This window comes from Polyangium fumosum (genome assembly GCF_005144585.1).
GTDB lineage: Bacteria > Myxococcota_A > Polyangia > Polyangiales > Polyangiaceae > Polyangium > Polyangium fumosum.
Genome location: NZ_SSMQ01000002.1, coordinates 237,352 through 249,705 on the forward strand (window position 1 = coordinate 237,352; position 12,354 = coordinate 249,705).

The 12,354-nt window shown below is 69.2% G+C and carries 12 protein-coding genes; 5 read left to right on the forward strand and 7 right to left on the reverse strand.

The window, feature by feature from the left end; all coding sequences use genetic code 11:
- Positions 1–5: 5 nt before the first annotated feature.
- The 3 genes from E8A74_RS02985 to E8A74_RS02995 are packed head-to-tail and all read right to left on the reverse strand — an operon-like array spanning position 6 to position 2,774.
- On the reverse strand, positions 6–611 hold the full coding sequence (locus tag E8A74_RS02985) for a hypothetical protein (RefSeq protein ID WP_170228808.1): 606 nt from the start codon (positions 609–611) through the stop codon (positions 6–8).
- Positions 612–628: 17 nt separating this feature from the next.
- A complete protein-coding gene (locus E8A74_RS02990) occupies positions 629–1,837 on the reverse strand; it encodes a methanobactin export MATE transporter MbnM (protein ID WP_136927366.1) in 1,209 nt (402 codons plus the stop codon).
- Positions 1,838–1,841: 4 nt separating this feature from the next.
- Positions 1,842–2,774, reverse strand: a complete 933-nt coding sequence (locus E8A74_RS02995; RefSeq protein WP_170228809.1) for an MbnP family copper-binding protein — start codon at positions 2,772–2,774, stop codon at positions 1,842–1,844.
- A 203-nt stretch (positions 2,775–2,977) separates the two neighbouring features.
- On the opposite strand from E8A74_RS02995, the gene E8A74_RS03000 reads away from it, so the two are divergent.
- Both E8A74_RS03000 and E8A74_RS03005 read left to right on the forward strand, forming a co-directional pair.
- Entirely contained in the window at positions 2,978–5,122 is a 2,145-nt protein-coding gene (locus tag E8A74_RS03000) for a DsbA family protein (protein ID WP_136927368.1), read from the forward strand.
- Positions 5,123–5,203: 81 nt separating this feature from the next.
- The gene (locus E8A74_RS03005) at positions 5,204–6,085 is read left to right on the forward strand and encodes a hypothetical protein (protein WP_136927369.1); all 882 of its coding nucleotides are present in this window, start codon (positions 5,204–5,206) and stop codon (positions 6,083–6,085) included.
- Here the strand turns inward: E8A74_RS03005 and E8A74_RS03010 are convergent.
- Positions 6,046–7,578: a glutamate-cysteine ligase family protein gene (locus E8A74_RS03010; RefSeq protein ID WP_136927370.1), complete on the reverse strand. Its 1,533-nt coding sequence runs from the start codon at positions 7,576–7,578 to the stop codon at positions 6,046–6,048. The two genes, E8A74_RS03005 and E8A74_RS03010, sit on opposite strands and share 40 nt — an antisense overlap.
- Before the next feature lie 94 nt (positions 7,579–7,672).
- Positions 7,673–8,206: a DUF4920 domain-containing protein gene (locus E8A74_RS03015; RefSeq protein ID WP_136927371.1), complete on the reverse strand. Its 534-nt coding sequence runs from the start codon at positions 8,204–8,206 to the stop codon at positions 7,673–7,675.
- A 110-nt stretch (positions 8,207–8,316) separates the two neighbouring features.
- On the opposite strand from E8A74_RS03015, the gene E8A74_RS03020 reads away from it, so the two are divergent.
- The 3 genes from E8A74_RS03020 (at position 8,317) to E8A74_RS03030 (ending at position 10,421) form a co-directional block, all read left to right on the forward strand.
- Positions 8,317–9,153 carry a hypothetical protein gene (locus E8A74_RS03020; RefSeq protein WP_136927372.1) on the forward strand — a complete coding sequence of 279 codons (837 nt, stop codon included), beginning with the start codon at positions 8,317–8,319 and terminating at the stop codon, positions 9,151–9,153.
- A gap of 17 nt (positions 9,154–9,170) precedes the next feature.
- Positions 9,171–9,821: a deoxynucleoside kinase gene (locus E8A74_RS03025; RefSeq protein WP_136927373.1), complete on the forward strand. Its 651-nt coding sequence runs from the start codon at positions 9,171–9,173 to the stop codon at positions 9,819–9,821.
- A gap of 174 nt (positions 9,822–9,995) precedes the next feature.
- Positions 9,996–10,421 carry a response regulator gene (locus E8A74_RS03030; protein ID WP_170228810.1) on the forward strand — a complete coding sequence of 142 codons (426 nt, stop codon included), beginning with the start codon at positions 9,996–9,998 and terminating at the stop codon, positions 10,419–10,421.
- A gap of 25 nt (positions 10,422–10,446) precedes the next feature.
- Here E8A74_RS03030 and nadA read toward each other — a convergent pair whose 3' ends face one another.
- Complete coding sequence (gene nadA, locus E8A74_RS03035; protein ID WP_136927375.1) at positions 10,447–11,400, reverse strand: quinolinate synthase NadA; 954 nt, start codon at positions 11,398–11,400, stop codon at positions 10,447–10,449.
- An 8-nt stretch (positions 11,401–11,408) separates the two neighbouring features.
- A complete protein-coding gene (locus E8A74_RS03040) occupies positions 11,409–12,341 on the reverse strand; it encodes a 1-acyl-sn-glycerol-3-phosphate acyltransferase (RefSeq protein ID WP_136927376.1) in 933 nt (310 codons plus the stop codon).
- Between the last annotated feature and the right edge of the window lie 13 nt (positions 12,342–12,354).

The following is a 12,354-nucleotide window of genomic DNA, read 5'->3' on the forward strand; positions in this document are numbered from 1 at the left end:
GCGGCTCACGGCCCGATCGAAAACGTCACCGCCTCCCCCGTGAACGGCCCTCCGTCCTGCGCCACGCGGTTGTCCTCGAAGATCGCGTTCGTCACGACGAGCGTCACCGGCTCCCCCGTGAGCGCGAGTTTCGTCCACGAGGCCGCGTCGAACGTGTACGAAAGCTCCGTCGTGAAGACGCGCACGAGCTCGGGGCTCTTCGGCGTCGAGAACACGAGCAGATACGCGCGGCCGTTCACCGGCGCCCCGTGCGCCCAGGCCTCGCGCGGACCGAAAAACGAGGCGATCGCCTTCGCGGCCCCGACAAACCTTTCTCCCGCCGAAGGCTCGCGCGCCGCGGAGGACCCGCCCACGTGCCATTCGATCGTCGGCGGCACGTCCTTCGGCAGCGTCGCGCCCGCGGCCGGCGTGTCCACCACCACGCCTTGCGCCGCGTCGGTCTTTGGCGCGGCCAAGAGCAGCGCTTCGAGCGCCTCGTCCGTCGCCGCGCCCGTGTAGATCACGCCGGTCAGGTCCGGCTCGTTCGTCGCGGGCGGGTTCTCCGTCTCGCCTCCGCACGCGCCCACGCTCGTCCCGACGAACACCGCGCCGGCGAGTGATACGATTCCCACGATTCGTCCGATTCTCTTCACGGCATTCCTCCCGCGCTGTCCTGCTTCCAAGGGTCCGCGAAGCGCGGATCGGTGAGCAGCGCATCGTCCGTCAGCGCCGCGAGGAAAGCAAGCACGTCGGCCTTCTCGTCCTCGGTCAACACAAAGCCATTGATGAGTTCGCTCTTGTACGGGTTCGTGCTCCCCACGCCGGCGTACGGGCCATCCGCGATCGTGCGCCCGCCGGCCGCGTAATGATCGAGCACCTCGCTGAGCGTTGCAATGCTCCCGTCGTGCATGTAGGGCGCCGTGAGCGTGATGTTGCGGAGCGTCGGCGCGCGGAACCGGCCCATGTCCGTGGTGACGCTCGTCACCTCGTAGACGCCTCGATTGCCCTCCGGATACGCGCCCGTGCCGCCGAGGTTGTAGAGGCCCGTGTTGTGGAACATCGTCTCGGTGAACGTGCTGCCGTCGTGCACCACGGAGTCCGAGAAATTGAAGCCGCCGTGGCAATGGAAGCACTCGAGCTTCTCCGAGAAGAACAGGTCCTTGCCGCGCTTCTGGGCCTCCGACAGCGCCTTCGAATCGCCGCCGTAGTTGTACCGATCCCAGGCCGATTGGTAGGAGATCACGCTGCGCTCGAACGCGCCGATCGCCCGGACGACGTTCTCCAGCCGCACGGGGTCCGCCTCGTCTGGAAACGCCTTCGGAAAGAGCGCCTCGTACACCGGCTCCTTGCGCAATCGTTCGAGGAGCACGTCTTCCTTGCCCGCGAGCCCGAGCTCGACCGGCGTCTCGCCAAAGAGCGGCAGGAGCGCCTGCTCTTCGAGCTCCGTGATCAACGGGTTTGCCCAGGTGAGCGTCGACAGATAGCCCACGTTCACGATCGACATCGAGCTCCGCGGGTGCACCTCGCCCGTCGATCCGAGCCCGCCCGCGCGCCCATCCGTGAACGCGAGCTTCTGGTCGTGGCACGACGCGCAGCTCTGCGTCTCGTTCCCGGACAACCGTTTGTCATAGAACAGGCGCCGGCCGAGCTCGACCTTGTCGACCGACATCGGGTTGTCCGCGGGGACCTTGGGCTTCGGATACCCCGCGGGCAGGCCAAAATCCCACGTCGCGGGGGCCGGGGGCACGGGCGCGGGCGGCCCCTCCCCCTCCCCACCGCAGCCTGCGAAGGCGCCAAGAAGCAAAAGCGCGGCGAAAGACCCCCGCGCGGCCAAGGGGAGGAGGGGAAGGTATTTCATGGGTTCACTCCGCCACGAAGAGCTTCTGTTCGTCCGGATGCACCGAGCCGTCATCCACGTGGATGCCGAGGCGGCCCAGGATGGCCTGGCATTCGGGGTCGTCCTTGCCCGCCATGCAGCCCGGTGCGCCGCCCGCGTTCTGCGAGAGGTCACTCTCGGCGACGAGCGCCGCGTAATCGACCACGAACTTGCCACTGAGCGGATCGTAGTTGGTCAGGTGCACCTCGGGACGGTTCGCCCGGTCGCAGGCCGTGACGACCCCCGACGCGTCCTCCGTGCACCCCGTGCTGCCGATGTGCACGTTGAAGGCCCCGCCGCCCGCCGTGGGCGCCGCGTCCACGCGGAGGAACTTGTACCCGCCGTTCCAGTTCCAGAAGAGCGCGCTCAGGTTGAGCGGCGAAGGCGCCGTCGCCGCGTCGGCGTGGTTCAGGTTGAAAGGCACCCCGACCTTGAACGTGATGCCTTGGTAGCTCCCGGCCTGCACCCGGCCCTTGATCGTGGTGTTCGTCTCGCTGGTGCCGTTCGCGCAGGCGCCGGCCTTGTTCTCGAAATCGAGGAGCGCCAGGTTCTCGTGTTGCCACAGCCCGTCCTGCGTGAGCTCGACCGGGAACTCGCTGCCGTCCTTGCGCAAGAGGCGTACGTCGTGCACGTAGAGCCGGAAATCGGTGATCTGCACCTCGGTGTTCGTGCTGCCCAAGGTGTAGGTGTCTGTGCAATCGAAGACCTGGTTCCCGACGCGCCCCTCGAACGCGATCGCCACGTCCATGAGCGCCGGCCCGCCGCCCGCGCCGCCGCTTCCGCCGCTTCCGCCGCTGCCGCCGCTGCCACCAGCACCGCCGCTGCCATCCGCGCCGCCGTCACCGCACCCGACGGCGAGCGCCGCGACGAGTGCCATGCCGAGCCACGTTCCACGCGAAGTCACAAATTGAGAAGCCATGTCGTACCTCCGTGCGAGAGCCATGTACCCGTTCCCGCGTCCAGGCAATGCGACAAATTGATGCATCCCCCATGCCAGCAGGATCTGGGCTCTCCTCGGTGCGCGGCAGCGACATTGACGTAACCTTTCGGGGATGTTGAAGCCACGGGGATCCGCTTGCAACCCGCGTGCGTCGTGACCGCGTTTCTTGTAGGGTGCCGGCCATGCTCGTGAAGCTCTTCCGAATCGGGTTCGTGACGGCCCTCTCGGCCGCAGTCGCCTGCGGCCCGGCGCCTACGCCGCAGGCCGCCTCGCCCGGAGACGGGTCCCAGGGGCCCGCTGATCAGGGCGCGAACGGCGCCATCGCTGGAAAGGGCGCCGAAACCGCCGGCCGCGGCGGGGACAAAGGCGCAGGCGCGCCACGTGCCGCCGGCGCAGCCGAAGGTGACGGAGAAAGGGCCCTCGTCGGCGGCGCCGAAGACGACAACACCGGAAACGGATTCCCCGTGCGCACCGTGGCCCCCGCCGAAGTCGGCACGTGGACCGGTGGAACCGAGGCCGACACGGGCGAAGGCGCGAAGAGCCCGGTGCCCGTCACGGCCGCGGATCCGAGCTGGGGCAGCCCGAAAGCGCCCGTCACGATCGTCGCGTTCTCCGACCTCGAGTGTCCGTTCTGCGCGCGCGCCGCAGGCACGCTCGCGGAGCTCGGAAGAATCTACGGCAAGGACCAGCTCCGGATCGTCTGGAAAAACTTCCCGCTCGTGTTCCACAAGAATGCGCGCCCGGCCGCCGAGACGGCGATGGCCGTGTTCAAGCTGAAGGGATCGCCCTGGTTCTGGGCCTATCACGACGCGCTCTTCGCCGGCCGGCTCGACCCGCAGGTCATCGACGGCTCGCTGCCGCGGGGCATCACGCGCAAGTTCGTCGACGCCACGCTCGCGAGCGGCGAGATCGGCAAGAAGCTCGACGAGGACATCGAGCTCGGCAAGAAACTCGGCGTGACGGGCACGCCTGCGTTTTTCATCAACGGCGTGCACCTCTCCGGCGCGCAGCCGGTCGACAAGTTCCGCGCCGTCATCGACGAGCAGATCGCGGCCGCACGCAAAGCGACGGCGAGCGGCACCGCGCCCGAGAAGGTCTATGCGGTGCTCTCGGCGCAGAATTACCAGAAGCCCGAAGACCGGCCCGGCGCGAGCCCGAGCCAGGCCGAGGACACGAAGACGGTCTGGCGCGTGCCCGTCGACGGCTCGCCGGTGCGGGGCAAGAACACGGCGCTCGTGACGCTCGTGATGTTCACGGATTTCCAGTGCCCGTTCTGCGTCAGGGTGACGCCGACGATCGAGCAGCTCGCCCGCGATTACGGCGACAAACTCCGGATCGTGTACAAGAATAACCCCCTGCCCTTCCACAAGGACGCCGAGCCCGCGGCCGAGCTCGCGCTCGAGGCGCGCGCGCAAAAAGGCGAAGCGGCGTTCTGGCAGGCGCACGACCTGCTCTTCGCGGCGAACGGCAAGCTCGCGCCCGAGGACCTCGAGGCCATCGCGAAGAACCTCGGGCTCGACGTGAAGAAGGCGAGCGACGCGATCGCGAAGAAGAAGCACAAGGCCCGCATCGAGCAGGACCTGGACCTCGCCGACGACGTGCAGGCGAGCGGCACGCCGCATTTCTTCATCAATGGCCGCCGCCTCGTCGGCGCGCAGCCGATCGACAAGTTCAAGGCCCTCATCGACGAGGAGATCACGAAGTCGGAGGCGCTCGTCAAGAAGGGCACGCCCGCGGCGAAGCTCTACGACACGATCATCAAGGACGGCAAGGCCGCGACGTTCGAGAAGGTGAAGGCGATCCCCGCGTTCACGAAGGAGAACCCCACCAAGGGCCCGGCGAACGCGAAGGTCACGGTGCAGATCTTCTCCGATTTCGAGTGCCCGTTCTGCAAGCGCGTCGAGCCCACGCTCGCCGAGCTCGACGCGGCCTTCCCGGGCAAGATCCGGTTTGTCTGGCGAAACAAGCCGCTGCCGTTCCACAAGAACGCGATGCCCGCCGCGCTGGCGGCCATGGAGGCGTTCAAGCAAAAGGGCAACGACGCATTCTGGAAGATGCACGACGCGTTCTTCCAGGACCAGACGCAGCTCGACCGCGCCGGCATCGAGCGGACGGCCGCCGCGCTCGGGCTCGACGTACAGAAGGTCCTCGCCGCGATCGACGGGCAGACGCACAAGGCGCTCATCGACGCGGACATCAAGGCCGCCGACGACGCCTCGATCTCGGGCACGCCGACGTTCGTGATCAATGGGTATCTCATCTCGGGCGCGCAGCCGCTGTCGAAGTTCAAGAAGGCCGTGAACCTCGCCCTCAAGGAAGCGAAGTAACCCCGCGGCGCCGGGCCACGTCGGGGTTTCGACGTGGCCGGCCTTCCGCTGGCGGCACGCTTCTTGATATCCTCGCCGCCGATGCGCACACGCTTGCTGCTCGGCCCCGCCCTCGCCCTCGCCACGATCACCCTCGCGACGCGCGTGAACGCGCAGCAACCGGACGTGGCGCCCCCGCCCCCTCCGCCCCCGCCTTCCGCGACGAACCCGGCGCCGCCGCCGCCCGCGGTCCCCACGCCGCCCCAAGCCAATCCCTTCCCTGCGCCGCCCGCAGGCCCCCTGACACCCACGCCAGGGGTGCCGGCTCCACCGCCGCCGCCAGGATCGGCTGCGAATGGGGCTTCCCTTCCGCCGCCGCCGGCCCCGCCGCCGGGCGCCGGACCTTACGCGCCTTATCCGCCCGGACCTTATGCGCCGTATCCGCCGGGGCCGTATCCGCAACCTCCACCCAACGGGGCCTGGGGGCGAGGGTACGCGTTGCCCCTGCCCGGCTGGAGCACGGAGGTCCCCACGCAGAAGGTGAAACGCTGGTATGGGTGGCAAACCTTGATTGGCGTGGTCGCGGGTGATCTCGTGTCGGTCGTCGGCATGGGAACCCCGATCACGTACGTCGGCATCGCGGGGCACGTGCTCACGGGGCCCATCGTTCACTGGGCGCACGGGCACGTCGGCAAGGGTTTTGCGAGCCTCGGCCTCAACGTCGGCCTTCCCCTCGGAGGCGGGCTCCTCGGGCTCATGGCCGGCGCGGGGACCGGGTACGAAGCCATCGGGTATGTCGCCATCGGGGCCCTCGTCGGATACGTCGCCGCACCCGCGCTCGACATGGCCGTTTTCTCGACGGAGACCGTGGAGGCGCCCCAGGAATCGGTGAAAGGCGCGCGCGCGATCCTGCCGAGCTCGGTCACGGTCGTGCCGATGATGGGTCAGGATCGGATGGGGCTGTCGGTCATGGGGTTGTTCTGAGCACCTCCCTCGACCGGCGCCCACGTATGCACGGGCTCGCCGGAGGCCGCGCGCTCCTCGTACTGGGCGAGCATCCGCCGCAACGCTTCCTCGTGTGCATGTCGGCCCCGCAAAGCCGCGAGCGCCGCGCGTTGCCAGCGCGCGCCGGTTTGCCCGGATCGTACCCGGGCGGCGAAGACATCGAGAAAGCGGTCGGCCTCGCTTTCGAGCACGCCCGCGCCCACGAGGCCGCTCCGGGCGAGGGGCAGGAGGCGCTCGCATAACGTGACGATCGGCGTCGCGCGGGGGGACGGGGCCTCGTCGCACGGAAACGGAACGACGGCGTCGAGGCCATGCTGCGCCGCTCGATGGAACGCGTGGCGCGCGAGTTCGAACGGATAGGCGGGCAAGAGGCGATCGACGTCCGGGGCGAGGCCGAGCGTGGCGCCGAGGAGGAACGCGGCGCTCGCGAGCATGTCGACCACGGTGGGCCCGGCGGGCAAGGCGCGATATTCGATACGAAAATGGCCGCCGCTGCCCGGGTCGTAAACGGCGCGGTTCCAGCGCCAGACGGTGCCGTGGTGCAAACGCAGCTCGGCGAGGCCGGGGACGCCGCCCGCGGCGAGGGTTTGTCGGGGGTCCTCGCTCCCGAGCACGGGCAGGAGCGGGGCGTGGAGCCGGACGCTCTCGGCAAAAAGCTCGGCGGCCCCGTCGCGGGCCCAGCCATACCCGAAGGACACGCGCGACGGCGGGTGAAAGGCTGCCGGGGCGTCCAGACGATCGTCGACGGCCTGGCGAAAGAGCGCGATGCGCGTCTCGTCCCAGAGGCGATGGCCGATGAGGATCGGCGCGTTGCACGAGGCGGCGAGGGCCGGGATCGTGGCGATCTGCGCCGCATTGTAATATCGGGAGAAACTTTGCGGCGGGACGCGGAGGTGGACCTGGAACGAGGTGCCGGCGCCCTCCATCGCGACGTCGTCCGTGTCGAGGACGAGCGGGTCTTCGCCGTGAATGCGGACGTGAAAAGGTCCGCCGCGCAGGCGTCGGATGCGCTTGCCGAGGGCGCGATAGCGGGGGACGTCGGTCAGCTCCGCGGCGGTGAGATCCTCGCGGCGCAGCGTGGGCAAGATGCCGATGGGCACGATACGCCCGCCTTGCTCCCGCGCCGCGCGCGTGATCTCCACGAGCGCGCCGGCGAGCTCGTCCGCGAGCGCCGTGAACGGGCGGCCGGCGAGCGGGCACGGGCTCGCGTTGAATTCGAGGTTGAACCGGTCGAGCTCGACAGTGAACCGCCGATCGACCGTGCGCGCGAGGACCTCGCGGTTCGCCGACAGCGGCAGGCCCGCCGGGTCGACCAGGAACAGCTCGAGCTCGGCGCCGACCGTGGCCGGCCCTTCGCCGAAGCCGGGGAGGCTTGCGAGCGTGCCGAGGACGTCGAGCTGATCGGAAAGACGCTCGGAGAAACGGGCGAACTCGTCCTCGGTGAAATCGTCGCGCGTGATCAGGAGGCCCATGCCTACCGAGCTTTGCGTTCACGCGCGGCGGGCGGGAGCGGGGGAGGCGCGATTCGTGCGTCGAACGGTTCGACGCTCTGGAAGATCGTGAGGACTAATCGATGAACTCGATGCCTGTCGCCTCGATGTTCACCTGGGCCATCTTGGCGCTGCCGCCCTGGCCGCAGCCGTCGTCGGCGCCGCAGACGCCCTTGTCGGCCTCGGGCGTGAGGACCTTGCCCTGGATGACGGCGCGGTGGCCCGAGCTGTCGCGCGGGACGAAGAAGCTGTGGCCCGCCATCTTGATGTGCGCCTTGCCCGTGGTGTCGGCGATCTCCATCCAGCAGCCCATCGACTTGCAGACCGCCGAGACCACGCCCTCGGTGCGCACCGTCTGCTCGGCGAACTTCGCGGGCTCCTTCGTCAGGTCCGTGAGCGCCGTCGTCTTCGTCTCCGTCACCGGCTGGCCGAACTTCTTCTGCGCGAGCGGCTTGATGCTCTCCGCGACCGCGCCCTGCGGCTGCCCGGGCACCTGCGTCGGCAGGGCGGCCGGCGGATCGGCCTGCGCGGCGGGCGCTTCGGACTTGTTGCAAGCCGCGACAAGAAGGGTGAGACCGGCGAGCGAAACGAAAAGCCGAGACATGTGCATGGCGGGCGGAGTGTGCCGCAGATTTCGGGACCGTGCCAGAAGGGATCGAAACGGACCAAAGCCGTGGTCGGTCGACCGAGGAGCCCGAACTTTGCTACAAGGGGCACGCGATGCGAGCACGGGTGAAGCGCCTCGAAGACCGACGGCGGAGAGGCCGACGTGCGCTCGCGTCCGCGGCCGCCATCACACTCGCGCTCGGCGGGGTGATGGGGACGGCGCGCGGCGCGAGCGCGAGCGAAGAGGCGGCGGACGCGGCCGCGGCGCCGGCTGCGCCCGAGCCGCCGCCACGGCCGAAGGAGCTGCCTCCGCTCGACATCCCGGAGCCGCCGTTCACGCGCCACGTCGACTTCGGCGGAGGCGTGGCGCTCGTGCATCGCATCCCGAGCGGCGACACGGGCGTGCGGTATCCGGCGTCCGTCGGCATGGGGCTCTGGGCGCGGGTCGACATCACGCGGTACCTGCGCGCGAGCCTGTACGCGGTGCGCACGGAGCGCGACTTCAACATGCCTTCGGGCGCGCTTGGGCTCGTCGGGGATCCGGGGGATGCCGAGTTCTACACGTACTCGTTCGGCCTGCGGATCGCGCCGACGTGGCGCCTCACGCCGCGGGCGCGGGCGTGGGTCTCGGTGGGCGCGGGCTGGGGGCGGCTCGAGCTCGGGCGGTTCTCGGTCGAGACGTCGGGGGGGAGCGTGTTTCCCGTGCGCGAGCGGGCTGCGTCGTTCGTGGAGATTCCGCTCGGCCTCGGCGCGTCGTTCGACGTGGTGCCGCGGTGGCTCGCGGTGGAGATCGAGACGACGGGCGCGTTTTACCCCGAGACGGCGCAACGAGGTCGTGCCTTCGAGGAAGAGCAAGCGATCGACGCTTCGGGGCGCCGCGTGACGGTGGGGCCTTTCCCCAGGTTTGCTGGGGGTTTCGTGACGACGCTCGGGCTTTCGCTCGTGCTTTGAGGGGAGCGGAGGACGAGATGGTCGAGAGCCGGCGGGATGGCGCGCGCCCCCGGATCATCGCGGTGGCTGGGAACATGGGAGCTGGGAAATCGAGCCTCGTGAAATGGCTCGAGCAGCAGTTCCGAATGGTGCCGTTCTTCGAGCCCAACGAGGAGAACCCGTACCTGTCCGACTTCTACGGGGACATGTCGCGCTGGGCGATGAGCTCGCAGCTCTTCTTCCTCGTCAAGCGCTTCCACATCCACCGCGACGTCGTACGCCGCGCGGCCGTGGATCCTCGGCCGATCGTGCAGGATCGGACGCTCTACGAGGACGCGGAGATCTTCGCCGCGCACCTGCACCGGGCCGGCTACATCGACGCCCGCGACTGGCAGATGTACGACGATCTCTATCGGACGCTGCGCGAGGAGATCCGGCCGCCGGACCTGATGATCTACCTCCGCTGCCCTCTGCCGACCCTCGTGCGGCGCATCCGGCAGCGCGGACGAAACTTTGAACGCAAAGTGCCGAAGAGCTACCTCGCCGCGCTCGACAAGCTTTACGAGGAATGGCACGCGCGTTACGATCTCTCGCCGACGATGGTCATCGAGACCGATCGACTCGACTACGTGGAGCGGCTCTTCGACAGGCTCGAGGTCATCCGCGCGATCGAGAAGCACCTCGGCTGAACATTTCGCCTGGCAGCCGCACCATTGCGTTCATTGCGACACGCGGCGTCGGTGTCAATCCATTGGCACTAGACAACAAATTGCCGCATGCTTGCTCTTGGCGCTTGCGCAATGCTCGGCGATGGGCGACCTAATGGGATTCCTGGAGTTTTCGTGGGGCTCATTGGCACGACGATGGGAACGACGGCGGGACATGGGGGATCCGCGCGGCGGACGCGCGTGTTGCTCGTCGACGACGAGCCGTTCATCGTGGCTTCGATCCGACGGCTCCTCGCGAACGAGCACGAGGTGACCGCGGTGTCGAGCGGGCACGAGGCGCTCGCGGTGGTGGAGGCGGGCGCGCGCTTCGACGTGGTGCTGTGCGACGTGCGGATGCCGGGGATGAACGGGTTCGAACTCTATGAGCGGCTGCTCGTGACGGCGCCGGAGGTGGCGCGGCAGATCGTCTTCTTCACGGGCGCGGCGTTCACGAGCGACGTGCGCGCATTCTTCGCGCGCGTAGAGAACCTGCTCCTGGAAAAACCCTACGACCCGTCCGAGCTGCGCGCGCTCGTGCGCAAGCTGGCGACCGGCAAGCCCGACACGCCGACGAACCTTTGAGCACGAAGGGGGCGTCCGGGATGGCTCACGAGAGCGCGAGCATCCGGTCGATCGGCACACGCGCGCGCTCGCGCAGGTCGAGGGGCATCTCGATGCGGGGCTCGAGGTCGCGCAGCGCGAGGTAGACCTTCTCCATCGTGTTGAGGCGCATGAAGGGGCACTCGTTGCAGGCGCAGTTCTTCTCGGGCGGCCCTTCCAGGAACGTCTTGTGCGGCGAGGCCTTGCGCATCTGGTGCACGATGCCGCTCTCGGTCGCGACGATGTAGGCCTCTGCGTCGTCGGTCTGCGTGTACTTGAGCAGCGCGGTCGTCGAGCCGATGAACGCGGCCATGCGGAGGAGCGCCTCTTCGCACTCGGGATGCGCGATGAGCTTGGCCGTGGGGTGTTGCTCGCGCAGGGCGATGATCTTGCGCAGGCTGAAGGTCTCGTGCACGACGCAGCTCCCCTGCCAGAGCCGCATCTTTCGGCCGGTCTTCTGTTCGAGCCAGCGGCCGAGGTTCTTGTCGGGCGCGAAGAGGATCTCCTTGTCCTCGGGGATCGCGCGGACGATCTTCTCGGCGTTCGACGAGGTGCAGATGTAGTCGCTCTCGGCTTTCACCTCGGCCGTGCAGTTGATGTACGTGATCGAGACGGCGTCGGGGTATTTCGCGCGCCAGGCGCGGAACCGGTCGACCGGGCAGCCGTCGGCGAGCGAGCAGCCGGCTTCGAGGTCGGGCACGACGACGATCCGATCGGGGTTCAGGATCTTCGCGGTCTCGGCCATGAAGTGCACGCCCGCGAAGAGGATGACGTCGGCCGTGGTCTTCTTCGCCTGCTGGGCGAGCTGGAGCGAGTCGCCGAGGAAGTCCGCGAGATCCTGGATGTCGCCCTCCTGGTAGTAGTGGGCGAGCAGGACGGCGTTGCGCTCCTTCTTGAGCCGCACGATCTCGGCCTCGAGATCCAGACCCGGGTCGATCTTGCCTCGGACGGTTTCGCTCATCGTGGGCCTCAACGTAGAGGCTCCGCGGGCGCCGCGCCAGGGGGGCGCAGGACGGCGCGCGCGAGGCGTTCGAGGGCGAGGCGCAGGTGCGTGGAGGGCTCGGCGCCAAGCTCCGCGACGTCGAGCGCGGGGCCGATCGTGACACGCACGTCGACGTCGCCGAAGCCGGGGAGCGTGAGCTGGAGGAGCGGCACGAACGCGTCGGTCAACCCCGCGCGGCCCGCGAGCGCGGAGGCGAAGGCGCGCGCGCGGAGCGAGACGACCCCCGAGACGATCACGGGCACGACGACGAGGTCGGGGCGCGCGCGCGCCGCGAGCGTGACGAGCGCGTCGAGGCCGGGTTGAAAGGCGTGGAGCGCGCTTTCGCCGGGAGGGACGAGGCGTGGGTCGGGCTCGATGCGGCCCGCGGGGAAGTGCAGGAGCGCGCCGCCGCGCGTGAGGTGACGGGCGGCCGCGCGGAGGGCGAGGCCGGCGCGCGCGTCGGGCGGCGCGGAGAGGAGGTGCTTGCGGACGTGGGGCAAGGCGAAGAGCAGATCCCGCGCGGCGGCGATGACGGCGAGGTCGTCGCGGCCCACCGCCGAAAAGAGCGCGAGGGCGTCGTAAAGGCCGGGGTGGTTCGACACGACGAGGAGAGGGCCCCGCTCGGGCAGCGCTGCGCGTCGCGCGGTGAGGTCGTGCGGGCCGCCGGAGGTGTCGGCGAGGCGCGCGTGCACGCCGTACCGATCGAGCATGGCGAGCGAAGCGCGGCGGAGCGAGCCGAGGCGCGCGAGGTCGTGGTCGAAGGCGACGAGGTGTTTCGCGAGCGAGAGCGCCGCGGGGTGGAGGAGGATCTCGGCTGCGCGATGGGCGAGCGGGCCGCGATCTTTCGCGAGGTGCCCGGCCATCTCGGCGCGCGCGATGTGGAGGATCTCGGCGAGGTCGGCAGAGCGCGCGGCGTTCACGACGGGCCCAAGA

Bases quoted from the DNA above. Each gene is read 5' to 3' on its own strand.
- E8A74_RS03005 (WP_136927369.1), top strand. From the start codon at position 5,204: ATGCGCACACGCTTGCTGCTCGGCCCCGCCCTCGCCCTCGCCACGATC.
- nadA (WP_136927375.1), bottom strand. From the start codon at position 11,400: ATGAGCGAAACCGTCCGAGGCAAGATCGACCCGGGTCTGGATCTCGAG.
- E8A74_RS03015 (WP_136927371.1), bottom strand. From the start codon at position 8,206: ATGCACATGTCTCGGCTTTTCGTTTCGCTCGCCGGTCTCACCCTTCTT.
- E8A74_RS03000 (WP_136927368.1), top strand. From the start codon at position 2,978: ATGCTCGTGAAGCTCTTCCGAATCGGGTTCGTGACGGCCCTCTCGGCC.
- E8A74_RS03020 (WP_136927372.1), top strand. From the start codon at position 8,317: ATGCGAGCACGGGTGAAGCGCCTCGAAGACCGACGGCGGAGAGGCCGA.
- E8A74_RS03030 (WP_170228810.1), top strand. From the start codon at position 9,996: ATGGGAACGACGGCGGGACATGGGGGATCCGCGCGGCGGACGCGCGTG.
- E8A74_RS03010 (WP_136927370.1), bottom strand. From the start codon at position 7,578: ATGGGCCTCCTGATCACGCGCGACGATTTCACCGAGGACGAGTTCGCC.
- E8A74_RS02995 (WP_170228809.1), bottom strand. From the start codon at position 2,774: ATGGCTTCTCAATTTGTGACTTCGCGTGGAACGTGGCTCGGCATGGCA.
- E8A74_RS02990 (WP_136927366.1), bottom strand. From the start codon at position 1,837: ATGAAATACCTTCCCCTCCTCCCCTTGGCCGCGCGGGGGTCTTTCGCC.
- E8A74_RS03025 (WP_136927373.1), top strand. From the start codon at position 9,171: ATGGTCGAGAGCCGGCGGGATGGCGCGCGCCCCCGGATCATCGCGGTG.